This is a genomic window from Corynebacterium sp. NPDC060344 (assembly GCF_042725215.1).
Classification (GTDB): Bacteria; Actinomycetota; Actinomycetes; order Mycobacteriales; family Mycobacteriaceae; genus Corynebacterium.
Genome location: NZ_JBHXCS010000002.1, coordinates 274,990 through 300,339 on the forward strand (window position 1 = coordinate 274,990; position 25,350 = coordinate 300,339).

General features: G+C 70.6%; 22 protein-coding genes, 1 tRNA gene and 1 other RNA gene. 11 read left to right on the forward strand and 13 right to left on the reverse strand.

Translation table 11 applies throughout. The features are described 5' to 3' along the window. Positions 1-30: 30 nt before the first annotated feature. Entirely contained in the window at positions 31-1,506 is a 1,476-nt protein-coding gene (locus ACFWGD_RS03965) for an RNB domain-containing ribonuclease (RefSeq protein WP_377777253.1), read from the reverse strand. Between the two features lie 81 nt (positions 1,507-1,587). Here ACFWGD_RS03965 and ACFWGD_RS03970 point away from each other — a divergent pair, with 81 nt between their 5' ends. After that, complete coding sequence (locus ACFWGD_RS03970; RefSeq protein ID WP_377777254.1) at positions 1,588-3,003, forward strand: TrpB-like pyridoxal phosphate-dependent enzyme; 1,416 nt, start codon at positions 1,588-1,590, stop codon at positions 3,001-3,003. A 336-nt stretch (positions 3,004-3,339) separates the two neighbouring features. After that, positions 3,340-4,206 (forward strand): hypothetical protein, encoded by an 867-nt coding sequence (locus ACFWGD_RS03975; RefSeq protein ID WP_377777255.1) that lies wholly within the window; start codon positions 3,340-3,342, stop codon positions 4,204-4,206. A gap of 675 nt (positions 4,207-4,881) precedes the next feature. Here the strand turns inward: ACFWGD_RS03975 and rnpB are convergent. The 5 genes from rnpB to cobC form a co-directional block, all read right to left on the reverse strand. Next, positions 4,882-5,316, reverse strand: an RNA gene (rnpB, locus tag ACFWGD_RS03980) — RNase P RNA component class A. Positions 5,317-5,483: 167 nt separating this feature from the next. Beyond that, complete coding sequence (locus ACFWGD_RS03985; protein WP_377777256.1) at positions 5,484-6,281, reverse strand: histidine phosphatase family protein; 798 nt, start codon at positions 6,279-6,281, stop codon at positions 5,484-5,486. Further along, on the reverse strand, positions 6,278-7,024 hold the full coding sequence (locus tag ACFWGD_RS03990) for a zinc ribbon domain-containing protein (RefSeq protein WP_377777257.1): 747 nt from the start codon (positions 7,022-7,024) through the stop codon (positions 6,278-6,280). The genes ACFWGD_RS03985 and ACFWGD_RS03990 overlap by 4 nt, the downstream gene beginning before the upstream one ends. Further along, positions 7,021-8,181 (reverse strand): Nif3-like dinuclear metal center hexameric protein, encoded by a 1,161-nt coding sequence (locus ACFWGD_RS03995; protein ID WP_377777259.1) that lies wholly within the window; start codon positions 8,179-8,181, stop codon positions 7,021-7,023. Before ACFWGD_RS03995 ends, ACFWGD_RS03990 begins: the two co-directional genes overlap by 4 nt. Positions 8,182-8,231: 50 nt before the next feature. After that, positions 8,232-9,341: an Rv2231c family pyridoxal phosphate-dependent protein CobC gene (gene cobC, locus ACFWGD_RS04000; RefSeq protein ID WP_377777260.1), complete on the reverse strand. Its 1,110-nt coding sequence runs from the start codon at positions 9,339-9,341 to the stop codon at positions 8,232-8,234. Positions 9,342-9,404: 63 nt separating this feature from the next. On the opposite strand from cobC, the gene ACFWGD_RS04005 reads away from it, so the two are divergent. Beyond that, positions 9,405-10,160 carry an HAD hydrolase-like protein gene (locus ACFWGD_RS04005; protein ID WP_377777262.1) on the forward strand — a complete coding sequence of 252 codons (756 nt, stop codon included), beginning with the start codon at positions 9,405-9,407 and terminating at the stop codon, positions 10,158-10,160. A 162-nt stretch (positions 10,161-10,322) separates the two neighbouring features. Beyond that, positions 10,323-10,826, forward strand: coding sequence for a low molecular weight protein-tyrosine-phosphatase (locus tag ACFWGD_RS04010; RefSeq protein ID WP_377777263.1), 504 nt, complete (start codon positions 10,323-10,325; stop codon positions 10,824-10,826). An 87-nt stretch (positions 10,827-10,913) separates the two neighbouring features. Here the strand turns inward: ACFWGD_RS04010 and ACFWGD_RS04015 are convergent, their stop codons facing one another. Continuing rightward, a complete protein-coding gene (locus tag ACFWGD_RS04015; RefSeq protein WP_377777265.1) occupies positions 10,914-11,510 on the reverse strand; it encodes a GtrA family protein in 597 nt (198 codons plus the stop codon). Between the two features lie 194 nt (positions 11,511-11,704). On the opposite strand from ACFWGD_RS04015, the gene ACFWGD_RS04020 reads away from it, so the two are divergent. Beyond that, a complete protein-coding gene (locus tag ACFWGD_RS04020; protein WP_377777266.1) occupies positions 11,705-12,820 on the forward strand; it encodes an SURF1 family protein in 1,116 nt (371 codons plus the stop codon). 11 nt (positions 12,821-12,831) lie between these two features. Here the strand turns inward: ACFWGD_RS04020 and ACFWGD_RS04025 are convergent, their stop codons facing one another. From ACFWGD_RS04025 to ACFWGD_RS04035, 3 genes are all read right to left on the reverse strand, one after another. Further along, the gene (locus ACFWGD_RS04025) at positions 12,832-13,776 is read right to left on the reverse strand and encodes a cobalamin biosynthesis protein (protein WP_377777267.1); all 945 of its coding nucleotides are present in this window, start codon (positions 13,774-13,776) and stop codon (positions 12,832-12,834) included. Positions 13,777-13,899: 123 nt separating this feature from the next. Then, a tRNA-Val gene (locus ACFWGD_RS04030) sits at positions 13,900-13,971 on the reverse strand. Between the two features lie 197 nt (positions 13,972-14,168). Continuing rightward, entirely contained in the window at positions 14,169-14,588 is a 420-nt protein-coding gene (locus tag ACFWGD_RS04035) for a DUF3052 domain-containing protein (protein WP_377777268.1), read from the reverse strand. A 348-nt stretch (positions 14,589-14,936) separates the two neighbouring features. Between ACFWGD_RS04035 and aceE the strand changes: the two genes are divergently transcribed. The 3 genes from aceE to ACFWGD_RS04050 all read left to right on the forward strand — a co-directional run bounded on the left by aceE (position 14,937) and on the right by ACFWGD_RS04050 (position 19,024). After that, positions 14,937-17,666, forward strand: coding sequence for a pyruvate dehydrogenase (acetyl-transferring), homodimeric type (gene aceE / locus ACFWGD_RS04040; RefSeq protein ID WP_377777269.1), 2,730 nt, complete (start codon positions 14,937-14,939; stop codon positions 17,664-17,666). A gap of 96 nt (positions 17,667-17,762) precedes the next feature. Then, on the forward strand, positions 17,763-18,578 hold the full coding sequence (locus tag ACFWGD_RS04045; RefSeq protein WP_377777270.1) for a metallophosphoesterase: 816 nt from the start codon (positions 17,763-17,765) through the stop codon (positions 18,576-18,578). A gap of 56 nt (positions 18,579-18,634) precedes the next feature. After that, positions 18,635-19,024 carry an acyl carrier protein gene (locus tag ACFWGD_RS04050; protein ID WP_377777271.1) on the forward strand — a complete coding sequence of 130 codons (390 nt, stop codon included), beginning with the start codon at positions 18,635-18,637 and terminating at the stop codon, positions 19,022-19,024. A gap of 3 nt (positions 19,025-19,027) precedes the next feature. Here ACFWGD_RS04050 and ACFWGD_RS04055 read toward each other — a convergent pair whose 3' ends face one another. Together ACFWGD_RS04055 and ACFWGD_RS04060 are read right to left on the reverse strand one after the other, a co-directional pair. Next, a complete protein-coding gene (locus ACFWGD_RS04055) occupies positions 19,028-19,669 on the reverse strand; it encodes a DUF3145 family protein (RefSeq protein ID WP_377777273.1) in 642 nt (213 codons plus the stop codon). Positions 19,670-19,996: 327 nt separating this feature from the next. Next, on the reverse strand, positions 19,997-21,310 hold the full coding sequence (locus ACFWGD_RS04060; RefSeq protein WP_377777274.1) for an MFS transporter: 1,314 nt from the start codon (positions 21,308-21,310) through the stop codon (positions 19,997-19,999). Positions 21,311-21,410: 100 nt separating this feature from the next. Between ACFWGD_RS04060 and ACFWGD_RS04065 the strand changes: the two genes are divergently transcribed. From ACFWGD_RS04065 to ACFWGD_RS04075, 3 genes are all read left to right on the forward strand, one after another. Beyond that, positions 21,411-21,878, forward strand: a complete 468-nt coding sequence (locus ACFWGD_RS04065; protein WP_377777276.1) for a MarR family winged helix-turn-helix transcriptional regulator — start codon at positions 21,411-21,413, stop codon at positions 21,876-21,878. Between the two features lie 212 nt (positions 21,879-22,090). After that, complete coding sequence (locus ACFWGD_RS04070; RefSeq protein ID WP_377777278.1) at positions 22,091-22,735, forward strand: hypothetical protein; 645 nt, start codon at positions 22,091-22,093, stop codon at positions 22,733-22,735. A 125-nt stretch (positions 22,736-22,860) separates the two neighbouring features. Next, positions 22,861-24,474 (forward strand): hypothetical protein, encoded by a 1,614-nt coding sequence (locus ACFWGD_RS04075; RefSeq protein ID WP_377777279.1) that lies wholly within the window; start codon positions 22,861-22,863, stop codon positions 24,472-24,474. Between the two features lie 21 nt (positions 24,475-24,495). Here ACFWGD_RS04075 and ACFWGD_RS04080 read toward each other — a convergent pair whose 3' ends face one another. After that, positions 24,496-25,347 (reverse strand): serine hydrolase domain-containing protein, encoded by an 852-nt coding sequence (locus tag ACFWGD_RS04080; RefSeq protein WP_377777280.1) that lies wholly within the window; start codon positions 25,345-25,347, stop codon positions 24,496-24,498. Positions 25,348-25,350: the final 3 nt, after the last annotated feature.

Consider the following 25,350-nt stretch of genomic DNA (forward strand, 5'->3'; position numbering starts at 1 on the left):
GGGCCCGGTCCACCTGGGGCCGGCCCCGACCTAATCCGCCGGCCAGGCGAACAGCACCTGCGGCTCCACCGGGTTCGACGGATCGGCGGTGACCAGGCTGACGCGCTGGCCAGTGCCCTCCTCGGGCACGCCGGCATCCGTCGCCGCGCGGCACTTCGCGAACACCGGCGGCTCGAAGACGAACACCTCCACCTCCTCGCCCCGGTCGTGGAGCACCGCCGCGTCGAACGCGTGCCCCACCCATGGCTCCAGCACCACGGCCTCGGTCAGGTCCAGGCACGCACGGTCCACGCGCGACGCCAGCTGGCCCGACGACGCCATCACCGAAATCGCCTCGTCGACGCCGCCGGTCACCCACTCCGGCACCTCCACGGCCGCGGTCTCCCCGCGCCGATGGGCGGCGATGGCCAGGCAATACTCCAGCGCGAACCGGTCGATGAGCCTGCGCAGCGGCGCCGTCACGTGCGCATACGGGCCGCCGACGCCGGAATGCACGGGGACGTCGGAGGGAGCGGGCGCCGAGCCGTCGTCAAGCGTCTCCAACCGTTCGTAACCGGACCCGCGCAACAGGCGCGACGCGTCCTTCATCACCGCCATGCCGCGCGCGGAATCGGCGTCGACGCCCGCGAGGAAGGCGCTGACCTCGGCGATCCCCGCATCGCCCGCGAGCTCGTAGCCCAGGGCGCGGGCGGCGACGCGGAACTCCGCCAGCGCCTCCTCCCCCGCCGGCCGCAGCGTCCGCAGCACCCCGACGCCGGCCTCGGCCATCATCCGCCCCGCGACCATGCCCGCGAGCAGCGAAATCTCCGAATTGAAGTCCATCACCGGCGGCCGCGCGTCCAGGTGCAGCTCCCACCGGCCGTCGTCGGTGGGCGCGACGGTCTGCGAGGGCAGGCGCAGGTTGATTGCTTCACGACGAAGCGCCGACCCCTGCCGCGCCCTGCCCAACTCCGGCAGCGCCGCGATGGAGGGGTGCGGATCGCCGGCGTCGAACGTCGCCTGGACCTCGACGTACTCCAGCCGGGCCACCGACCGCACCATCGCCGGGTACACGTCCCACGACACCGGCTCGCCATCGCCGCCGACGACGATGTCCCAGACGACGGCCGGGCGATCGACGTCCGGCAGCAGGCTGCCCGAGCCCTCCGACAGCGGCGCCGGATGCAGGCGCGACGGCTCGTCCGGCAGGTAGATCGTCTGCCCGCGGCGCATCGCCTCCGCCGCGACCGGGGATGCCGGATCGACCAGGCCGCCGACGTCGGCGATGGCGTAGAGGACGCGCCAGCCGCCCTCCCCACCCAGCGCGCTGAGGTGCATCGCCTGGTCGAGGTCCATCGAGCCGGGCGGGTCGATGGTGACGAAGGGGACGTCGCGCAGATCCGTCCGCGCCGCGCGGCGATCGGCGGCCGCGCCGGCGTCGGCATTGACCTCCGGGGCGAACGTCTCCGGCACCCCGAACTCGCGGGCGATGGCGCGGAAATCAAGGGCGGCTGCAAAGAGCTTCATGCCCACCCAGAGTAATGGCCATCGGCGGCGGCGTCGCCGGATAGCCTGAAGGGGAACCCTCCGCCCGACAAAGGAGCACCCATGACCACGCAGGCCAGGACCGGCGCAGACGCAGCAGACGCAGCCGGCGAGATGACCAAGGCGATCCTCCCGGATTCCGCGCTGCCGACCCACTGGTACAACCTCGCCGCCGACTTCCCGGAGCCGCTGCCGCCGCACCTGCACCCGGGCACGCGCGAGCCGCTGAAGCCGGAGGAGATGGAGCCGATCTTCGCGTCCGGCCTGGTGGAGCAGGAGTTTTCCACGGAGCGGTGGATCGAGATCCCCGAGCCGATCCGCGAGATCTACCGCTTGTGGCGCCCGGCCCCGCTGGCCCGCGCCCGCCGCCTGGAGAAGGAGCTGGGCACCTCGGCGCGCATCTACTACAAGAACGAGTCGGTCTCCCCGATCGGTTCGCACAAGCCGAACACGTCGGTGGCGCAGGCGTACTACAACAAGCTCGACGGCATCGCGAACCTGACCACGGAGACCGGCGCCGGCCAGTGGGGCGCGTCGCTGTCGTTCGCGGCGCAGTTCTTCGGGCTGGGCGTGGAGGTCTGGCAGGTCCGCGCGTCCTACGACTCGAAGCCGTACCGCCGCATGCTCATGGAGGTCTACGGCGGCAGCGTGCATCCGTCGCCGTCGGATCTGACCGAGGCCGGCCGCGCGATGCTGGCCAAGGATCCGGACACCCCGGGTTCGCTGGGCATGGCCGTGTCGGAGGCGATCGAGGTCGCCGTCAAGGGCGACAATTCCCGTTACGCCCTGGGCAGCGTGCTCAATCACGTGATGCTGCACCAGACGATCATCGGACAGGAGGCCGCGGCGCAGTTGGCCATGTTCGGCGAGTCCGGGCCCGACGTCGTCGTCGGTTGCGCGGGCGGCGGCTCCAATCTGGCGGGCCTGACGTTCCCGTTCATCGGGCATTCGCTGACCGGTTCCGTGCTTGACGACGGCGCATCCTCCTCCACCCCGACCCCCTCCTCGGGGACCAGGCGCGACCCGAAGGAGTTCGTGGGCGAGGGCGCTCCCCGCATCATCGCGGCGGAGCCGGCGAAGTGCCCGTCGCTGACGGAGGGCGAGTACCGCTACGACCACGGCGACGTCGCGGGGCTGACGCCACTGTTGAAGATGCACACCCTGGGCCAGGATTTCGTCCCGGACCCGATCCACGCCGGTGGCCTGCGCTATCACGCGATGGCGCCGATGGTGTCGCACGCCGTGGAGCTGGGGCTGATGGAGACCACCACCGTCGAGCAGGAGGACGCGTTCGCCGCGGGCGTCCGTTTCGCCCGGTGCGAGGGCACCGTCCCCGCCCCCGAGTCCAACCACGCCATCGCGGCGGCGTGCGCCGAGGCGGCGAAGTACGACGGCGAGCCGGGCACGGGGCCGGTGATCCTCATCGGCCTGTCGGGCAATGGTTTCCTCGATCTGCCGTCGTACTCCAAGTTCATCTAGTCCCCGGCGTTCAGTCCTGGCTGCCAATTCCTGGTTGCTCCCCGGATACCCGGTGGTGGGGTGGGGGCCGGGCCGTCGTAAAGCAAGAAGCGCGACGGCCCGGCCCCGCGCGTGCCCTCCCCTGTCCTCGGGTAGCGGGAAAATTAATGGAACCGCGCGGCGCCGGGCCGCGTCCACAGTGGCATGGACCCCATTCACGGACACACCGCCGCCGAACGCGCGGCGCTCGCGCACCGACACCTCACCGGCGAACTTCACCGCATCCGCCCCAACTGCTACTGCCCCACCGACCACTGGAACGGCCTCGGCGACGACGCCAAACGACGGCTCCGCCACATGGCCGCCGCCGACGCCCGCACCGGCATGGTGCTCGTCGCGCGCAGCGCCGCGCTGATGCACGGCATGGACATCCTCGACGCCAACGGGCGCTGGCGCGACGACCCCGACCGCGACCCCACCACCGACATCATCGAACTCGCGCACCCCACGCGACGGCGTTCGACCACCATCGGGGACGTCCGCGAAAGCCCTCTGAGCTGGGGACCCGGCGATCTCGTGCGCATCGACGGCCGCCTGGTGACCAGCGTCGGAGCCACCGTCGCCGACATTCGCCACCGGCACGGGTTTCCGCAGGGGCTCATCGCCGCGGACTCCGCGCTCCGGCTCGGTCATTCGAACATCGACCTGGCCCGGGCGGCCGGCCGCAGCCGCGATCCCCGGGAGGCCTTTGAAACCATCGCGATGGCCTCGGCGGTCGCCGAGAGCCTGGCCGAATCCCTTGCGCGGGCCCAGTTCATCGAAGCCCGCCTGCCCGCGCCCGAGCTGCAAACCTGGGTTTTCGACGAACGGAAAGTCCTCATCGGCCGCGTTGACATGGCCTACCGCGACTGGCCCGTCGTCGTCGAGGTCCACGGCGAAGACAAATTCACCGGCGCCTACGGCGACCCACACGATCGGGTGCGGCGGGAATGGCGGCGCGAAAAGGAACTCCGGGACGTCGGCCTGGACCCGGTGCGCATCGACTGGATCGACCTGATGACCAAGACGGCCTCCGGCAAAGTCGGGGAATCGCTCGCGCGCGGCGAGAAAGCCCTGGCCCGGGGCGAGACGTTCACCGGATCGTTCGTGCGCGTCGGCGATCGGTGGCCCGACGGGTACCGGACGCGGAAGCAGGACTACGAGGCCCGGCGACGGGGTCAATGATCGACTCGTCGAGGCTTGCTCGGCGGCGCTGCAACTTGCCGGACCCGCAACTTGCCAGCGCTGAAGGCCGGCGGAGCTGCGGCTCGCCGGACCTGGATGCCGTCGATGCTGAAGGTCGGTGGTACTGAAGTCCGCCGGTGACGAAGGCGGTCAGCGGCGCGAATCGCCTCTAAGGCGTTTGCACCGGCCGGCGGACCCCGCGCACCCGCCCAACGCTTCAGGCGCGGTCGCCACAATCCGCGGTCAAGTCACACACGTAACAAGCATCGGACTTTGCGTTCATTTCGTAGGCTGAGCGCCGCAAAAGTCCTGGTGTTTTCCCTCGTCAAGCCTACGAAAAGAACGCGCCAGCGAAATTTGGGGCTGGTGTGACTGGACCCCACGACATCGGCGTCGATGTGGGCGTCCGACGCCATGGTGCGCGCCGAAAACCGGCCCAGCGACGAAGAAACACGAGCACCCGCGGTCCGCCGCCGCCAAATCGATGGAGAGTTCGTGGAAAACCTCGACACCCGCGGCACCCGCAGCCGCGGCCATTGCTCCAGCCGACGGCCGCCGCCAGATCTCTGTCGAGGGCGTGGAAAACCCTGGCACCCGCGGTACCCGCAGCCGCGGCCATTGCTCCATCCGCACCCCAGCCCCAGCCGCAGCCGCCGCAGCCGAAAAAAGTAAACGTGAACGAGCCGGCCTGTGAGCCGGATTCTGTTCCCGCCGTGCCTTTCGGCGCCGGCGGGCGATGACCATCCATCTCGACGCACCATTGCTGGGCGCCTGAAGCAGCTGACCCTCGGACTTGGGCGGGCGCCCTCGATCGTCCGAGCAGGCACACCGGTGGTGCGCCCTCTTGCCTTGCTCCCGGTGGGGTTTACCTAGCCGCCGCAGTCACCTGTGGCGCTGGTGCGCTCTTACCGCACCGTTTCACCCTTACCCGGTTCGCGTGGACGGATCCTCGCGTCCGGGCGGTTTGTTTTCTGTGGCACTGTCCCGCGGGTCGCCCCGGGTTGCCGTTAGCAACCACCGTGCCCTGTGGAGTCCGGACTTTCCTCGGCGCCGGGCCGGGCTCACCTGTCGGTGGGCTGGTCCCCGTGCCGCGGCCATCCGGCCGGCTCGCTCACTTGGGGGACTTTACAGCACCTGCTTTGCGACGCCCACGTCCCCGCCGCCCGCCCCTCAACTTCGGGTGCGGCGGGTCTTGCCACCGCTGGTCATGCCACCGCCGGGCATGTCAGGGCGGGAGCATGGGTTCGACATCGGTGCACGTCGGCGGGGCGCGTGGTCTACCGCAGGTGGGCGGTGTCGTTGACGAGGGTGACCGACGTCGGGCCGTCGGCGTAGAACTCCGCGACGGACAGTGACGCGAGGTCAAGGTGCAGGCGGGTGAACAGCTCGAAGCCGGCGCCGAGGCCCTGGCGGAGGATGGCCTTGACCGGGGTGACGTGGCTGACCACGAGGAACGTGCCGGTGCCGAAGTCCTCGGCGATGCGGCGGCGGGCGGAGGCGACGCGGTCGTCGACGGCGCGGAACGCCTCACCACCCGGCGGCGGCAGCTCGGGGTCGGCCAGCCAGCGGGCGTGGACGTCGGCGTCGCGGGCGGCGGCCTCGCCGAAGGTCAGGCCCTCCCATGTGCCGAAGTCGGTCTCCCGCAGATCGTCGTCGACGCAGATGTCCAGGCCGAGCTCGGCGGCGGCGAACTCGGCGGTTTCCAGCGCCCGGGCCTGCGGGGAGGCGATGATGCCGCTGATGTCCCAGTCGCCCAGCGCGAGGCGCTCGGCGGCGGCGCGGGCCTGGCGGCGGCCGAAGTCCGTCAGCGACGGGTTGGACGTCGACCCGCTGTAACGGCGGTCGATGCTCATCGGCGTCTGGCCGTGGCGCAACAGCAGCAGCCGGGTGGGTTCGCCGACGGCACCGGTCCAGCCGGGGCTCGCCGACGTCGCCTCCCGCGCCGAGCCGGATCCGGAGGTCGTGGCCACCAGACCCTTGTCGCCGCCGGCCGCGCCCGCGCTCGAGCCACCTGCATCCGCGCCCGCGCCCGAGGCAGCCGAGCCGGCACCGCCGGCTGAGCCCGCGCCGCTCATCGCCCGTCGCCCTTGCCCGCCGCCTTGAGAGTCACCGGCCGCACCAGCCACGCGCGGCAGTCTGGGCAGTTGACCACCTCTTCGGGCGCCAGCCGCTCGAAGTCCCGCATCGTCGACGCATCGAGCTCCATGTAGCAGCTGCGGCACGTGCGCCCGTCGAGGCGGGCGACGCCGATCCCGGTTTCGGCGGTGATCTCGTCGTAGCGCGCGAGCAGCTTCGGCTCGACGGCGCCGCGCAGCTCCTCCATGCGCCGCTCCAGCCCGTCGACCTGCGCCTGCATGTCCAGGTCGGAGTCGGCGACGCGCTGCTCGGCGGCGCGGATGCGCTCCTCGAGCTCGCCGGCGTCGGCGCCAGTGTTCATCTGGTGGGCGTCGCGGATGTCGCGGACGTCGGCGATATGGTGCTCCAGCTCCTCGCGGCGCCGGCGCGTCGACGCCAGGTCGTGCTCGAGGTCGCGGCGCACGTCGGCGTCGTCGGCGGCGTCGAGGCTGCGGCGGTCCTCGTCCTCGCGGCGGCGGAGCTTGTCCAGGTCCGACTCGAGCTTGTCGACGTCCACGCCCAGATCACGCGCCGACAGCCTCGAGCGCGCCGAACTCGTCCGCAGTGCGGCGCGCTCGGACAGCAGCGAGGTCAGCTCTGCACGTTCGGGCGACGCCTGCCGCCGCGCCTCGAGCCCGTCCATGCGCGCCTGCGCCTCGGACAGTTCCAGGATGGTCACCTGGGTGACGGGATCGAGCTTCATCGGTTCTCCTCGGTGGTGTTGTCGGGATGTTGTGCGGCGACGGTCCAGGGGTCGGTGCGGATGTCCAGGACCTGCGTCTCCACGCCGAGCGCGTCGCCCAGCAGATCCGCGGCCTGGCCGCACCAGGGGAATTCGCTGGCCCAGTGCGCGGTGTCGACGATGCAGGGGCCGCCGTCGCGCAGCGCCTCATCGACGGGGTGATGCCGCAGGTCGGAGGTGACGAACGCGTCGACGCCGAGCTTGCGCGCGGTGTTCAGGAAGGAATCGCCCGAGCCCGAGGCGACCGCCACGCGGCGGATCATGCGGTCGGGGTCGCCGGCGCCGCGCACGCCCCACTCGGTGGCGGGCAGGCGTGTGGCGACGCGGCCGACGAAATCGCGGAACGGCATCGGCTCGTCGAGATCGCCGACCCTACCGATGCCGAGGGCGGACTCCGGGTCGAGATCGCCGACGAGGGACTCGAGGATGTCGAAGCTCGGCTCCTCGTACGGGTGCGCCCCCAGCAGCGCGGCGTGGATCGCCGCGCGCAGGGACGGCTCGGCGACGAACTCGATGTGCTGTTCGTCGACGTGCTCGACGTCGCCGCTCTCGCCGATGAAGGGATCGGCGTCGTCGCCCGGGCGGAACTGGCCGCGGCCGGACAACTCGAAGGCGCAGGAGTCGTAATCGCCGATGGACCCGGCGCCGGCGGCGAAGACGGCGTCCTTGACGTCGTCGGCGTGGGTCTCCGGCACGCGGACCACCCACGCGTCGAGGTGCTGGCCCGGCTTCGGCGCCAGCGGCGCTCCCGGCGTGACGCCGAGGATCTCGGCGAGCCGGTCGTTGACGCCGGGGCGGGCGGAATCGGCGTTGGTGTGGGCGGCGAACAGTGCGACGCCATTGCGGATCAGCTTGTGCAGGATCCGGCCCTTCGGCGTATCCGCCGCCACCGACGACACCCCGCGCAGCAGCAGCGGATGGTGGACGACGAGCATTTGGGCGCCCGCCGCCACCGCCGCATCGGCCACCGCATCGGTGCAGTCCAGCGCCACGGCGACGCGGGAGACGGCGTCATCGGGATCGCCGCAGATCAACCCGACCTTGTCCCACTCCTCCGCCAACTCTGGCGGGTAGGCGGCGTCGAGAACACGGCGCACGTCGGCGACGGTCACGTTCATCTGCGGTTCCTCTCGGGTGAAGGTGGGCGGTGGGCGGTCGTCGAAGATCATCACCGTTCGCGCTGGAGCGTGGCGATGCGCTCGACCTCCCCCACCAGTGTGCCGACGTCCGCCGCGCCGCGCACCGCCAGCCGCCACCACCCCGGCCCCAATCCCGGGAACGTATCGCACCGCCGCACCGCGACGCCCCGGTTGGCCAGCGTCAGCCGCGCCGATTCCGGATCCTCCACCGGCGGGCGCGCCAACACGAAAGGTCCGGAGGCCGGCTCGACGGACCACGCGGCGTCGTCAAGCAACCCCACCATCAGCTCGCGCTCGCGCGCGATGTCCGCCCGCTCGACGTCGAGGGGACGATCCATGCCGTGCTCGGCGACCAACCGCATGGCGTGCAGCTGCAGCGTGCCCACCGGCCACGCGGGACGGCGGCGGGCCAGCCGCGCCAGCACCTCCGGCGCACCGAGCGCATACCCGCAGCGCAGACCTGCCAGCGCCCACGTCTTGGTCAGGCTGCGGAAAACCAGCAGCCCGGGATCGCGCACCGAGGCGACCTCGTTGGCCGCGCAGTCGCCGGCGGCGACGACGTCCATGAAGGCCTCGTCGACCACGACGAGCCGGCCCGGCGCGCGCAACGCGAGGATGTCCTCGCGCGGATGCAGCACCGACGTCGGGTTGGTGGGATTGCCCACGACGACGAGATCGGCGTCGTCGGGGATGCGCGCGGCGTCTGCCTTAGCTGCGCCCTCCCCCGCGCCCAGCACCTGCGTGAGATCCCACGGGCGCCGCAGGACCACGCGCCCGACGTCGATCCCCGCGGCGCGCAGGGCGGCCTCCGGCTCCGTGAACTGCGGGTGGACGACCACCGGGCGCTCGCACAGGTTCGGCAGCAGCGCGAACCCCTCGGCCACGCCGGCCAGCAGCAGCACCTCCTCGGCCCGCCGCCCGTGGCGCTGCGCGATGAGCTTGCGCACCCGCCGATCCAGCATCGGATCGGGGTAGGCGGACAGTTCGTTGAGGTGGCCGCCCAAGGCGTCGAGAAGCCACCGCGGGGTCGTCCCGCGCACGTTGACCGCGAAATCCACCAGCGCCCCGCGCGCCGCCACGTCACCGTGGTAGCCCAGGTCGCCGGTGAACCCGTCGCGTGCGTCAACCCCCATCTCCATGCCTTCAGCCTGCCACACCGCCCGGATCGCCGACGACGCCCCGCGCACCCCATACTGGATGGCATGGCACCCACTCTGCTCATCGACGTCGACGGCACCATCAGCGATTCCCTCGCCGGGATCCAGGCGAGTTTCCGCACCGCGATGGAGGCGGTCGACCACCCGGTGCCCGACGACGCCTTCCTGGGCACCCTCGCCGGCCCGCCGATGCGCGATTCGATGGCGAAGATCGGGCTGACCGGCGAGCGCCTCGACGACGCCATGCGCGCCTACCGCGCCCGGCAGACCGACGGCGGGTGGGCGGACACCAGGATGTTCCCGGGCTGGCCCGAGCTCCTCGACGGCTGGCGCGCCGACGGCATCCGCTTGGCGACGGCCACCTCGAAGGGCGGGCACTTCGCCCGCAAAGTGCTGGCCGAATTCGGGATCCTCGACCGGTTCGACTTCATCGGCGCCGCCGACGACGGCGGGGAGCGCAGCCAGAAGGACGACGTCATCGAGCACACCCTGCGCGTGCTGGGGCTGCCGGCGGACAAGCGGGACGTGGTGGATGGCACGGGAGATGGGGCGGGTGCAGTAGCCAACGGCGGTGCAGGTGCAGTGGCCGGCGGCGAGGGCGGCACCCTGCCCGGCACCCTGCCCGGCGTCGTGATGATCGGCGACCGCATCCACGACCTCCACGGCGCCCGTGCGTTCGGGGTGCCGTGCATCCTCGTCGGCTGGGGCTACGGGCCCGACGACGAACGCGAGCGCGCCGACGCCGTCGCCGGCTCCCCGGAGGAACTCGACCGCCTGGTCCGGCAGATGCTGGGGCTCTGACGGGCCCGCGCTATTTTGACGCACATTCTTGACATGCGCGCCTGAAATTGGCTCCTGCGGCGCGGGCGTTATACCTTGTCATACGGAAAATCACGCCCCGCGCACGACGGCCGGATCCGGCCGACGGGCATGCGGGGCGGTCCCGTGATCGAGGAGAACCGCATGTCCGCCCCTGGCCGCACCGAATCCGTGTATCTCGTCTTCGTGTGCAGCGGCAACATCTGCCGCTCCCCGATGGCGGAGATCATCGTCCGCGAGGCGGTGGAGGAAGCCGGCCTGACCGACGACGTCCTGCTGGCGTCCTGCGGCATCGGCGCCTGGCACGTCGGCGAGCCCGCAGATTCCCGGGCGCGTGCGGAGCTGGAGAACTCCGGCCGGGATTCGGCGCACGTCGCCGCGCAGCTGGGCACCGAGCACGCCGACGCGACGCTGTACATCGCCATGGACTCCGGCCACGTCTCGCAGCTGATCGCCCGCGGCATTCCGGCGGAGAAGATCCGGCTCATGCGCTCCTTCGACCCGGATTCCCCCTCCGACGCCGACGTCGCGGATCCGTACTACGGCGATGATTCCGGCTTCACCCGCACGCGCCACGAGATCGAGGCCTCGACCCCGGGGCTCATCGCGACGGTGCGCGACTTCCTCGCCGACGCGTCGACTCGCTGAGCGCAGAATCGCTGAGTTGCGGGGTCGGTGCCTCGCTCGGCCCCTGAACCGCTGCCCCGCTGAGCGCCGCCCCACGCAGTCGAGCTTCTACAGCTCCTTGAGCTCGACGCGCTCGCGATCCTTCTTCCGCGGGTCCTTGCCGGCCAGGGTGCGCACGCGGAAGGTCCAGATCTTGTTGATCAGGAAGTTCGCCGGCGTGCCCAGCAGCACGCCGATGAGGTTGGCCCAGTAGAACCGGGTGCGCAGGCCACTGGAGTCGTCGAAAATGTGCTCCGGCAGCGCCAGCGGCGACGTCGGGTTGGTCAGCACCGTGATGGTGATCAGGCTGACGGCCAGGCCCGACAGGCCGGCGAGCAGGAACGGGCCGAACTGGCGGAACCAATTCGGCCGGTTGGTCACGCGGAACGTCCACGACCGGTTGAGCTGGAAGTTCCATACGTTGGCCACGAGGAACGCCAGCGTCGCGTAGACGTGGGACCACCGGATGTTCCAGCGGGTGCCCAGCAGGTTGGCGAAGACCTCGTGCTCGTTGACGCCCCACTCCAGGCCGGCCTTGCGGGCGATGATGGCCACCGCCGTGTTGACCAGCACGCCGGTGCCGCCGACGATCCCGAACTTGATGAACTGACGGAACACCGTGCCATAGCGCGAACGCGATGACGGCTTAGCGGCGGTTTCGGACACGGGCACCTTCCGGTGGCTGGGCTGGTGGGCCTGCTTGTGGGGCGGGGCGGGGATATCGGGCGATTCTACTCCACCGCGACGCCCGAACGTGTCCGCCGATGGCCCGCGCAGCCGTGGCGCGCTCGGGCGCCGGCCTCCCGGACGGCCTCCGGGCGGACACGGGACCGTCCGGACGGGTGAGTAAGCTTGGCGGCGTGAAATCCCGAATCCGCCAGTTCCTCACGCCCGGCTGGGTGCTCACGGCCGTGGTCTGCGTCGCGTTCGCCTACCTCGCGTTCACGGTGCTCGCGCCGTGGCAGTTGGGGAAGAACGAGGCCACGAAGGAGCGCAACGATCAGCTGCGCCACGCCTTCGAGGTCGACCCGGTGGACGCCGCCGAGCTGTTCCCGGCCGACGGCGAGCTGGCGGATGGCACGGAGTGGCGCCGCGTCACCGCGCAGGGCGAGTTCCTGCCGGATTCGGATGTCCTGCTGCGCAATCGCCCGGTCGACGGCACGCCGGCAACGCACGCGCTGACCGCCTTCCGCGCCGATGACGGCACCCTGTACCTGGTCAACCGCGGTTTCGAGACCCCTTCCGACGGCGGCATCCCCGCGATGGACGCCGCGCCCTCGGGCGAGGTGACCATCCTCGGCTACGCCCGCCGCGGCGAGATGATGCCGGAGCGCCCGCCGCTGGAGGGCGGGCCGGGCGAGCCGACGCAGGTCTACGGCCTCAACACCGATCAGGTCGGCGACATCATGGGCCAGGACCTGCACGCCGATTACATCCAGCTCGCCGACGACCAGCCCGGCAGCTTGCGCGCCATTCCGCTGCCGACGTTGGAGTCCGGCCCGTACCTCGCCTACGGCATCCAGTGGATCTTCTTCGGCATCATGGCCCCGGCCGCGCTGGGCTGGTTCATTTTCGCGGAGGCCCGGGAGCGCCGCCGGGACCGGGAGGAACAGGAGGCGGTCCTGCGGGCCTCGCTTGACGACGCCTCGCGCGCACCCCAGTCCCCCTCCTCCACCGCCACGGCCGCATCCAGCACAGCCGAGTCCGGTACGGCCACCTCCACCACCGCGTCCACGCCCACGGCCACTACTGGCACTGCGACTACTGACGCTGCGACTGCCGGCACGTCCGCCACCGACTCCACCACCGCGGGCAGTGCGGCGGAGGGCGATGGCGTGGGCGTCGCAAAGCAGTCCGCGGAGCGAGCCGCCGAGCCTGCCGAGGAGCGGGCGCGCCGGCTGGCCGCGCGCTACGGCGATTCCGGGCACAAGGGCCGGCGGCGCAAGAGCCACGGCCTCGACGACGAACGGTTCTGAGCGACTCGCAGTCAGCGGGCGGCGGCTGCGGCGACCAGCAGTCCGCCGATGCAAAGGCCGGCGGTGATGTCCTGCACGCGCAGGGACAATCGAACGGCGCGGCGGACATCGGCGACCGAGGGGGACTCGCCGCGGCCGAGCACCGCGCGCTCTTCGACGCCTCCCGCGTACTCCGTGGCGCCGCCCAAGCGCACGCCGAGGGCGCCGGCGGCGGTGGCCTCCGGGACGCCGGCGTTGGGGCTGGGATGGCCGGGGGCGTCCTCGCGCCACGCCCGCCACGCACCGGCGCGGTCGGGGCCGGCGATGACCGTGGCCAGACCGGTGAGCCGGGCGGGCGCCCAGTTGATCACGTCATCGAACTTCGCCGACGCCCACCCGAAGTTCGCCCACTTCGGCGTGCGGTAGCCGACCATCGCGTCGAGGGTGTTGCCGCAACGGTGCGCCACCACGCCGGGCGCGCCGAAGACGGCGCCCCACAGCAGCGTCCCCGACACGGCGTCGGAGGTGTTCTCCGACAGCGACTCCACCGTCGCCCGGGCCACGCCGTCCAGGTCGAGCTTCGCGGGGTCGCGCGAGCACAGCCACGGCACCAGCTCGCGGGAGGCGGCCAGGTCGCCGGCCTCCAGGCGATCGGCCATGCGCTCGCCGGTGCGCGCCAGCGTGGTGCCGCCCAGCGACGCCCACGTCGCCGCGGCCAGGGCCACCGGCTCGAGGATCGGTGCACGGCGGGCGATGAGGGCCGCGGCGATGGTCGGCACGCCGACGAGCACGCCCGCATAGACCGCCCCGCGCGGCTTCGAGTCGGCCCAGATCCGCTTCTCCAATCGGTCGGCGGCGGTGCCGAACCACGCCACCGGATGGTGCCGGGCCGGATCGCCGAAAACCCGGTCGGCGGCGAACCCGGCGGCGACGGCGGCGGCGCGGCCGAGAAGTCGGCGCCTGCGTGCGTTGTTCATCTTTTCTCCCGACCTCTTCTTCCGGCCCCGTCTTCCCGGCAACGATCTCCGACAATGGTGAAGCCCCGTCCCGGTGACGGCCCGGGACGGGGCTGAGCTGCCGTGATCGGCGCAATTATCGCGTGCGGCGAGAGGGTTTCGAACCCCCGACCGCTGGTGTGTAAGACCAGAGCTCTACCACTGAGCTATCGCCGCGGATGTCGCGTGGGCGACGTCGCGGAAAACGGTAACACACCCGGTGAGCGCGGAATTCTTCGCCCCGGCTCACCCATCGGCGGCCACGACGCGACCATGATGTGGCCGGATCCGGGACCGTGGTGGGATCCAGTTCGGGGCCGGATCCGGGACCGAGCCCGGCGCGAAACTGTCTGCCCGAAGGTACCGGCGCGAATCTACTGGCGCTTGACGCCGCGCTGGACCAGGCAGTTGCCCTGCCACGAGCCCAGGCGAATCGCCGACGTGCCGGTCAGGCCCGCCAACTGCGCGGACTCGTCGATCACGCCCGGGTCCACGAAACCGGGGCGTCCCGCACCCGGGGTGATCAACCAGATGCGGCCGCTGTCGTCCATGGCGCGGGTGGCGTCGACGAGGCCGTCGACCAGGTCGCCATCATCCTCGCGCCACCACAGCAGCACGACGTCGACGACTTCGTCGGTTTCCTCGTCCAGAAGATCCTCGCCGAGGAACTCCTCGACGGACTCGCTGATGGCGGTGTCGCAGTCTTCGTCCCAACCGATTTCCTGAACTCGCCGGCCCTTTTCAATGCCCAGCGAATCCGCGTAATCCTGCACAGCGCCAGTGGCGTCGACCACTTCTCCGGTCCTCCAAATCTCGAGATCGCCGCGGGTGCCGTCATCGACCCGCGATCCTTTCTCCGGGGAGTTTACCGGCCCGGGGGGCGTTGTACAGGGATCGGGGCCCATGAGCGTGACGACGACCCCTCCCCAATCCGACCGCCGGGCACCATGACAAAGACGTGGAACGCCGTTAGCCGGGGTGCCGGCCGGATGGCGGGGAGGTGAACGTCGTCAAGCAATCGGGAGCCCGAGGCCCCCTGCCGCGCAAGCCGAAACGGAAGTAGAGTGTGATGGAAAACAACCCGGGCGCCAACCCGCCCCGCTATCCAGGGGCCGACCGCCCCGTGACTCTGGAGGTACCACATGGCCGACACGGCGGAACGACATGTCGACGACACCAACTTCGCGCTGATCCGCGACGGCGTCGAGTCCTACCTCAAGGACATCGACCCCGAGGAGACCCGCGAGTGGCTCGAGTCCCTCGACGCACTGCTGGAAGAGGCCGGCCCCGACCGCGCGCGCTTCCTCATGCTCCGCCTGCTCGAACGCGCCACCGCACGCCGCGTGGCGCTGCCCCCGCTGACGTCGACCGACTACGTCAACACCATCCCCACCACCATGGAGCCGGAATTCCCCGGCGACGAGGCCGTCGAGCGCCGCTACCGCAAGTGGATCCGCTGGAACGCCGCGATCATGGTCCACCGCGCGCAGCGCCCGGGCATCGGCGTCGGCGGGCACATCTCCACCTACGCCTCCTCCGCCCCGCTCTACGAGGTCGGCTTCAACCACTTCTTCCGCGGCAAGGACCACCCCGGCGGCGGCGACCACGTCTTCTTCCAGGGCCACGCCTCCCCCGGCGTCTACGCCCGCGCGTTCCTCGAGGGCCGCCTCGACGAAGACGACCTCGACGGCTTCCGCCAGGAAGTATCCCGCCCCCAGGGCGGCATCCCCTCCTACCCGCACCCGCACGGCATGCCGGGCTTCTGGGAGTTCCCGACCGTGTCCATGGGCCTCGGCCCGATGGGCGCCATCTACCAGGCCCGATTCAACCGCTACCTCCACGACCGCGGCCTGGCCGACACGTCGCAGCAGCACGTGTGGGCGTTCCTCGGCGACGGCGAAATGGACGAGCCGGAGTCGCGCGGCCTGATCCAGACCGCCGCGATCAACAACCTGGACAACCTCACCTTCGTGGTCAACTGCAACCTGCAGCGCCTCGACGGCCCCGTCCGCGGCAACACCAAGATCATCCAGGAGCTGGAGAGCTTCTTCCGCGGCGCCGGCTGGAACGTGATCAAGGTCGTGTGGGGCCGCGACTGGGACGCCCTGTTCGAGAAGGACCACGAGGGTGCGCTGGTGGAGCTGATGAACGGCTTCCGCGACGGCGACTACCAGACCCTGAAGGCCAACGACGGCGCGTTCGTCCGCGAGCACTTCTTCGGCCGCGACCCGCGCACCGCCAAGCTCGTCGAGGACATGACCGACGAGGAGATCTGGAGCCTGTCGCGCGGCGGCCACGACTACCGCAAGATCTACGCCGCCTACGCCAAGGCGATGGAGACCAAGGACCAGCCGACCGTCATCCTGGCGCACACCATCAAGGGCTACGGCCTGGGCCACAACTTCGAGGGCCGCAACGCCACCCACCAGATGAAGAAGCTGACGCTGGAGGACCTGAAGAGCTTCCGCGACAAGCAGGAGATCCCGATCTCCGACGAGGTCCTGGAGAAGGACCCGTACCTGCCGCCCTACTACCACCCGGGCGAGGATTCGGAGGAGCTGCAGTACCTCAAGGAGCGCCGCAAGGAGCTCGGCGGGTACGTGCCGGAGCGCCGCGAGACCTACGAGCCGCTGGTCGTGCCGGAAATGGATGCGCTGAAGTCGGTGCTCAAGGGCTCCGGCAAGCAGCAGGTGGCCACGACGATGGCCGTGGTGCGCATCTTCAAGGAGCTCATGCGCGACAAGGAGCTGGGCAAGCGTTTCGTTCCGATCATCCCGGACGAGGCCCGCACCTTCGGCATGGACTCCTGGTTCCCGACGCTGAAGATCTACAACCCGCACGGCCAGCAGTACACCCCGGTCGACCATGACCTGATGCTGTCCTACAAGGAGTCCGAGCAGGGCCAGATCCTCCACGAGGGCATTTCCGAGGCCGGTTCGATGGCGTCGTTCATCGCCGCCGCGTCGGCCTACGCCACCCACGGCGAGGCGATGATCCCGCTGTACATCTTCTACTCGATGTTCGGCTTCCAGCGCACCGGCGACCAGATGTGGCTCGCCGGCGACCAGAAGTGCCGCGGCTTCCTGCTCGGCGCCACCGCCGGCCGCACCACCCTGACCGGCGAGGGCCTGCAGCACATGGACGGCCACTCCCCGCTGCTGGCGGCGACCAACCCGGCCGTGGTGTCCTACGACCCGGCGTTCGCCTACGAGGCCGCGTACATCATCCGCGAGGGCATCGACCGCATGTACGGCGAGGGCCGCGGCGAAGACGTCATGTACTACCTGACCATCTACAACGAGCCGACCGCGCAGCCGGCCGCCGCCGAGGACCTGGACGTCAAGGGCCTGCTCAAGGGCATCTACGCGTTCAAGGAGGAGAAGGGCGAGAACCACGTCAATCTCCTGGCGTCGGGCATCGGCATGCAGGCGGCGCTCAAGGCCGCGGACCTGCTCAAGGAGGACTACGACATCCCGTCGTCGATCTACTCCGTGACCTCGTGGAACGAGCTGGCCCGCGACGGCCTGGCCCGCGAGACCGAGGTGCTGCAGAACCCGGGCGAGTTCCACGAGCGCCCGTTCGTGCAGCGCGCCCTGGAGGACGCCGATGGCCCGTTCATCGCCGTGTCCGACTTCCAGCGCGCCATCCCCGAGCAGATCCGCCAGTGGGTGCCGGGCGACTACACCGTGCTGGGCTGCGACGGCTTCGGTTTCTCCGACACCCGCGAGGCCGCCCGCCGCTTCTTCAACATCGACGCCGAATCGATCGTCGTCGCCGCGCTGGCCGGCCTGGCCCGCGAGGGCAAGCTGCCGGTGTCGGTGGCGCAGAAGGCGGCGGAGAAGTACCAGATCACCGATCCGACGGTGGTGTAGCCGATCACGGGCGACGACGACCGGTGGACCGGTGCGGCCGCGGCGGGAGGCGAGGATGCCCCCGGCGCGGCCGCGCGCGTTCGTCCACCCCATGACGTGCGGCATCTGACCGGCCCCTTCGACATCATCGGCGATGTCCACGGGTGCCTTGCGGAGCTGGTGGAACTGCTGGAGCGGCTCGGCTGGCGAGTGTCCGCCGACGGCCGCGGGCGCCCCAATGGCGCCGAGCACCCCGACGGCAGGCTGGCGGTGTTCGTCGGCGATCTCGTCGACCGCGGCCCGGATACGCCGGGTGTGCTGCGGTTGGCCATGGGCATGGTCGCCGCGGGCACGGCGCTGTCCGTGATGGGCAACCACGATTGGAAGCTGGCCCGGGCCCTCGGCGGCGCCGATGTCGCGGTGCGCCATGGGCTGGCCGAGTCCCTCGAGCAGATCGACGCTGCTGCTGACGCCGACGCAGCCGCTGCCGCCGCTGCCGCCGACGCCACTGCAGGCGATCCGGGCTTCCGGGAGCGTGTCCGCGGCTTTCTCGCGGGCCTGCCCATCCACCTGGTTCTCGACGGCGGCGCCCTCGTCGTCGCCCATGCGGGCCTGAAGGAGGAGTTCCACGGCCGCGAGTCGGGGGCGGTGCGCTCATTCGCGCTCTACGGCGACGTCGGCGGCTACTCGGCCGACGGCCTGCCCATCCGCCGCGAGTGGGAGCGCAACTATGCCGGGCGGGCGCGGGTCGTCTACGGGCATTGGCCGATCAGGGAGGCGACGTGGGTGAACAACACCATGTGCGTGGACACGGGATGCGTGTTCGGCAATGCGCTGACGGCGCTGCGGTATCCGGAGCTGGAGGTCGTCGACGTTGCCGCACACGATCGCTGGTGGGAGGCGTCGCGGCCGTTGCGCGAGCCCGCTCTGTAGCCTGGGCGTGAGTTATCCGATGCGACCTCGTGGCAGGCCGATGGATGGGAGCGGACATGACCAGCAGTTTGGGCGATGCCCTCAGCGCGTTGCTTGGCGACGGTGCCGGCGCCGCCGGTGATTCGGCCACCGGCGGATCCGGCGGAAAGTTGGGCGGCGGGGGCGCAGGCCGGGGTTCCAAGGGAGGCGCCCTCGATGGACTGTCGGGTGCTCGCGCGGAGGTCACCGACGTCCTGTTCCGCGTCCTGGGCGACGAGGCCCCAGAGGATGCCCCCGGGCTCGAGTCCACGTTGCGCGGCGACATCGGACTGGATCGCCTTGGCGTGGTCGAGCTGCTCGTGCGCTGCGAGGAAGAGACCGGCGTGCGTTTCGCCGACGGCGACGTCACCGGCATGGAAACCCTCGGCGACGTGGTCTCCCACGTCGACGCCGGCCGCGACAGCTAGGACTTACATCACCGCACGCCGCGGCAGCAGTTCGACAACGTCGCAGACGTCGCAGGCCACCGGCTCATGGCGCTCCGCCTCGTCGGGGTGTGGGGCGGTGGGGTGCGCGGGGTCGTCGTCAAGCATGGCGTCCTGCCACGGTTCGTATCCCGCGGTGCCGGGGCGCAGGGGCTCCAGGGCCGTGTCCCAGGCGGTGCCGAGCTCGGCGTCGAGGGCCCGCGCCAACCCGGTCGCGTCGCCGCGGTGGGCGGCCATGATGGCGCGCAGGCGCTGCTCACCCACCTGAATGTCGCCGGCGGCGTCGGTGACGCCCGACCACGTGCCCAGCGCGGGGACGTGGCAGTGGCGCTCGCCCTGGGCGCCGGGGATGGCGGGGTCGGGGTCCTCGGTGATCTCGAAGGTGAGGTCGGGCCAGCGGGCGAGGTCGCCGACCAGGCGCGCAGCGGCACCCGCGGGCCCGCGCCAGTCGATCTCGGCGCAGACGCGGGTGGCGTCGTCGGGGCGGGCATGCCAGATCGACGCGGCGGGGCGGGTGCCGTCGGGCAGCGTGATGCCGGCGCGGGCGAGCGCCCACGCGACGTGGGGCGTGAGGGCCGGGCGCGCTGCGTGGATCCACAGCACTCCGGTGGAGTCGTGTCGGGACATGGTCACCTGCGGTGTCGGCGGAAGAGACGGGGCGCCACCGGTGGTGCCGGTGGCGCTCCGCCTCAAGACGAGGCTCGTCTTCCCCAACGCCCTCGTCGCCGGGACTCCGCCACCCGTGGGTGGGTCGTCGCGGTGCGGTCGGCCGCGGTGCGGCGTCCTGCTTTACGACGTCCCGGGCGGCGGTGCCCAAGTCAACCGTTGGGGCCAGTGTGGTCTGGTCAGCGGGGTGCATCAAGGGTCAAGTGGAGGTTGACACCCCCGAACAGTCAAGCGTTGCTTGAGGGATGGGGCCGGACGTCCGGATGCGGTCGATGGCACCGGCGAGGTTTAGAGGCTGACGTGTGCGGGCTTGGCGATGTCCCGTCGGCCGTGGACGACGTGGTAGAAAACGGCGGCCAGCGCCACGATGACGGCGAGGACCGCATACATGGCCCCGAATCCGACCGAGGTGGCCACGACGCCCAGGACGACGGGCCCGATGCCGACTCCGACGTCGAGCAGGAGCAACAACGTGGAGATGCCCGTGCCCAGCTTGTCGCGGGGCACCACCCGCACTGCAATGGTCTGCGCCGCCGGCATGAGGGTGCCGTAACCCAGGCCCGTCAGCGCTCCGGCGGCGACGACCTGCCAATCGGCGTCCGCCACGGCGAGCAGGGCGAGTGCCGCAACGAAGGTGACCAAGCCGAAGTAGACGACGACGTTGTCGCCGCGACGATCCTGCACGCGGCCGAGCGTGAACCGGGTGATCAACATGGCGGCGGCGTAGGCCACGAAGAAGAGGCCGGCACCGGCGGCGACGCCGCGCTGCTCGGCGTAGCCGTTGAGGTACGTGATGATGCCCGCGTACCCCAGGCCGACCAGCAGCATGAAGCATCCGATGGGCACCACCGCGGGATGCGCGATGTCCGACAAGGTCAGGCGGGGCCGGGCGGCGGCACCGGAATCAGGTCGATCCTCCCCCGCCGTCTCTTCCGCCATGGTCTCGTCCGCCAACGCCTCCCCGGAGGGCCGCAGGAACAGCGCGAGCACGAGGCCGGCGACGGTCACGGCCAGCGCCCCGAGAAACAGCGTCGAGTAGTCGAAGTGGCGGACGACGAACAGCCCCAGCGCCGGTCCTACGGCGGTGGCCAGGGTCGAACCCAGCGCGAAGTAGCCGGTGCCTTCGGCGCGCCGGGCGGCGGGGATGACCGATTGGACGATGGTCATCGTCGCGGTGCTGGCGAAGGCGTAGGCGACGCCGTGGATGATGCGCACGGCGATGAGCATCACGAAGGACCCATCCGGCAGGTACAGGGCGCAGGCCGCCACGGTGACGGCCAGTGCGACGAGCATGATTCGGCGGTGGCCGAGCGTGTCGACGAGATAGCCCGACACCAGCCTGGCCAATGTCGCGCCGACGACGAAGGCACTGGAAGCGAAGCCGCCGGCGGCATCGGATACGGCGAACTGTCGCACGGCATACAGGGCCATCGTCGTGACCAAGAGGTAGAAGACCAGGTACTGAAGGAAGTTGACCACCCATGCCAGGGCGAACTCCGCGGTGATCAGCGACGGCCGATCATGGGCGTCCCCGCGCGCCCGGCCGTCATGTGCCCCATTGCCCCCGCTTACGTCATCCTTGGCGCGTCCATGAATTTGCATAATGCAAAAATGTATCATGCAAATCTCGGAGGGCGTCGAAAGCCCCCGCGCCCGGCCGCCACCGCGCTCATCACCGCCACCGCCCTCGAGGGAGCCAATCATGACCGCTGACCTGCACGGAGAGCTCGTCTACGAGAACATGCTGCTGTCCCGGCTCTTCCTCCAGGGCGCCAAGCCACATGGCCGCGAGGCCCTCATCGATCGAAGCGCGGCAGTGCTGCTGGCGCGGTTGACGGCGCAGGGCCCAATGTCGGTCGCCGAGCTCGCCGACGCGTTCACCCTCGATGTCTCCACCATCCACCGGCAGCTCGCCGCGGCAATGAAGCACGGCCTGATCGAGCAGGTGCCCAGCGCGGGGAGCCGTTCCCGCAAGCATCGCCCGACCTCGGAGGGGACACGGCTTCTCGACGCCGAAATGGCCGCCCGCGCCGCTTCCGCCGCCCGCGTCACCGGTGATTGGACCGATGAGGACCTCGCGACCTTCGTCGGACTTCTGCGCCGATTCAACGAAGGAGTGGAGGCGGCCCGTGAGCGCCCGTGGCCGAGGGAGGGGCGCTCGGCCGAATAATCGGCGCTCACCCTGCGGACCTCCACGCTCGGTGCTACAACTTTTCGGGTAGAGACATGGTCGCGGGGACGAGCCCCGCACCGAGATTCGGGGGGATCTTCGATGGGCACACGGCGATGTCAACTGTCGGCACCTGCCGCGCTGATGGGGACGCGGGGTCGGACGCAGTCCGATCGCAAACACCGGCGGGTTGACGAGGGGACATTCGGATCATGACGTTCCATGGCCTCCCCGATCGCACGACCACCGTCTCCCCCGTCATCGGTGCGTTGGCGGCGTGCCTGCTGCTCTCGGGATGCGGCACCGTAGGCGCCAATGATCAGGGCGCCGGGCCGTCGATCGATGAAGCCGCCGCCCCGAAACTGCCGCCGGGTGTCCTGCCGCCGAATGATCCGCCGCAGCCGGGGGACGCGAAGCTGGGGCCCGACGGCCACTACGACTATTCGGCGCCTGACTTCGTGCTGAAGAACCCGTGCGACATGGACATCTATCAGCGAGCGCTCGAAAAGGGCTGGAAGGCGCCAGACTTCGGCACGAAACGACGAGATGAAGAATCACTTGCAACGTGTGGATTGATCAACGACGGCGGGGCCGCCTTGATCATCAACAACACGTTGAATCGGCGAAAAATCGAAGAGCTTGGATACCCGATAACGGATCACGGTGTTGAACAAACCAGCTGGTACACCTTTGTATCCAAGGGCGACCTATTCGACGAATGCACTGCTACGGCCGACACTTCGGAGGGATCGCTCGGGGTCAGCCTTGCCATCGGGGGATTTTCCGAGATGAAGACCAGTGAAGAAACGTGCGAGTACGTCTCTGCACGGTACACAGAACTTATTCGGGGGGAATAATGTACTTCGAGGCCAACCTGGGCACGATGACCAGTGTCCGATCAACTCTGCAGCTGAATGTGACGACCGGCGCGGCGGCCCAGCCCTCCACGCCATCACTCGCAGGCTATTCATCCGTCCCGTCCATGCAGATCGTGGCAACTGGCCACGCGAGCGCCATCGCCGGAGCCTCGGGGTGTTCGGTACTGGTCGATGCAGCCATCTCGCGCGAAGTCGAATGGTCCTGCACGCAGCTCGGGGCATTGATTTCCGCCGTCGAGCACCAGGAACTCGACTCCGGCCAGACGTTCCGGGCCATCGACCCGAATAATGCCCCGAAGGTCGTCCAGGAAATAGGCAAGTTCGTGCTCCACGACTTCGGTGCGCGCCCGCCGTTCCAAACGGGAGCCCTCGTTTTCCCTCCGCCGGTCCTCGGCCCCGAACTCGCCGACACCGCCGACCAACTCCTGGCCAAATTCACCGCCACCAACGACGCCGCCATCGGCGACGCCATCACCTACTGGACCGGCTACGCCACCCGCATGACCGAACTGGCCACCACCCTGGCCGACGCCGCCGGCAAACTCCTGTCCGACAACAACGGCGCCGCCTTCGACGCCGCCGCCACGTCGCTCACCGGCCTGGCCGCCCGCGCCACCAACATCGCCGCCTCCGCCGGCATCCTCACCGGCCACCTCGCAGCCCTGCCAGCGGTCAAAGCCATGGCCATCAACACCCTGGGCACCATCGCCGCCCACTCCCAGGCCATCACCGACCCCGCGGCCAAGCAAACCTTCGAACGCACCGAAATCACAGCATTCCTCACCGGCCCCTACATCGGCCAACTCCACACCGCCGTGCCCACGCTGCCCAACCTCACCCAACCCGACTTCCGCACCTCGGCACCGGATCTGGTGGCCTCCGGGGTCAGCGGCGGACACGGCATCGCCGGCGCCTCCCAGGCGGGACTGGCACCGGCGGGGATGACCACCGCCGCGGCGGCACCGGCCAGTGCGGCGTCCTCCCTGGCGCAGGCGGCGTCCGGGCCGATCACCGGCCCCACCGGCATGTCCCCCACCACCGGCACACCAGCCGCCGCACCGGTGGCGCCGTCGACGTCCGGGCCAGTGCCCACCGTCCCCGGCGGGGCCGCACCGGCGCCGATGACTCCGGCGGCGGCAACCACCCCGGCATCAACACCGGCGACCACGCTGGGCACCGGGCCCGCGGGAATGGCCCCGGCCGCAGGCACCGGCGCCGGCGGGTACGGCGCAGGTGGCGCGGGAACGGGTGCCGGGCGCGGTGGTTCGTCGCTGGGTGCCCTCGGCGGGTTCAATCCCGGTGCCGGTGGGCGCTCCGGCGGGTTCGGCACCAGCGCGGGCCCCGGCACCGGGTCGCCGGGTGGTCGGGGTAACGGCCGTGGTGGGTTCGGTGGCGCGGGCCTTCACGCACCCGGAACTGGCTCGGGCGCGAACTCCGGCGCCAACTCCGGCGCCGGGTCGGCGCGGGGGTCGCAGCCGACTGCGGCGATGGTCGGGCGTCAGGGTGCTGCGGGTGGAGGGGGTGCGCGTGCGGCGTCGTCAAGCAAAACCGGAGGCACGTACGCGGCCGCGCACCGCAACCAGCCCGGTCACGGCGCCAACGTCGGGTCGATCCACGGCACGGGCCGGGACTTCGAGCAGGACGAGTACCAGCGGGAACTGTTCGGCGAGGAGCCGACGACGGTGCCCGCCGTCATCGGCGCCAACGTGCGCGGCTGACGGGCCCGGGCAGAAAGAGCCCTATTCGGCGTCCTCGAACACCGACCACAGCTCATCGTTGAAGTCGGTCCACAGCGGCTTCGCCCAATCGCCGAAGGGCCGGTCGGTGAGCACGACGCACGCGCGGCCCGTCGGCGCATGCACCCACAGGAACGTGCCGGCCTGGCCGAAATGCCCGGCGACGTCGCCCGGCATCGACTCGCCGAACCACAGGCCCTGGCGGGACTCGGGGCGGGAAAAGATCTCGAAACCCAGCCCCCAATCGGCAGGCTTCTGCGACCCGTAGCCCGGCACCACGCCCGACAGCCCCGGGAACTGCACGGTCAGGGCCTCGGCGACGGTGTCGGGGTGGAGCATGGCGGGGTCGAGGATCTCGTCGGCGAACTTCATCAGATCCGCCACCGACCCCTCGCCACCATGCCCGGCCGAGCCGTTCAGCGCCGACGCCCCCATCCCCAGCGGCTCGAACGTCGCCGCGCGCAGGTACTGCGAAAAGCTCATGCCGGTCTCGTCGGCGATGCGGTCGGCGATGATGTCGAAGCCGGCGGACGAATACAGCCGCCGCTCCCCCGGTTCCTTCTCGGGCTTCGGCGAGGCGAACCCCACGCCGCCGGCATGCGACAGCAGGTGCCGCACCGTCGCCCCGGGCGGCTCGAGCTCATCATCGAGCCCGAACACGCCCTCCTCCACCGCCACCAGCATCGCGTGGGCCGACAGCAACTTGGTCACGCTGGCCAGGCCGTACGCGCGCGACTCGTCGCCATGGACGACCCACTCGCCGTCGGCGCCGCGGGCCGCGGCGCACACGGACTTCACGGGCCACTCGTCGACGGTGGCGAGCTGGCTGGACAGGGCGGCGGAGAGCTCGGTCATGTC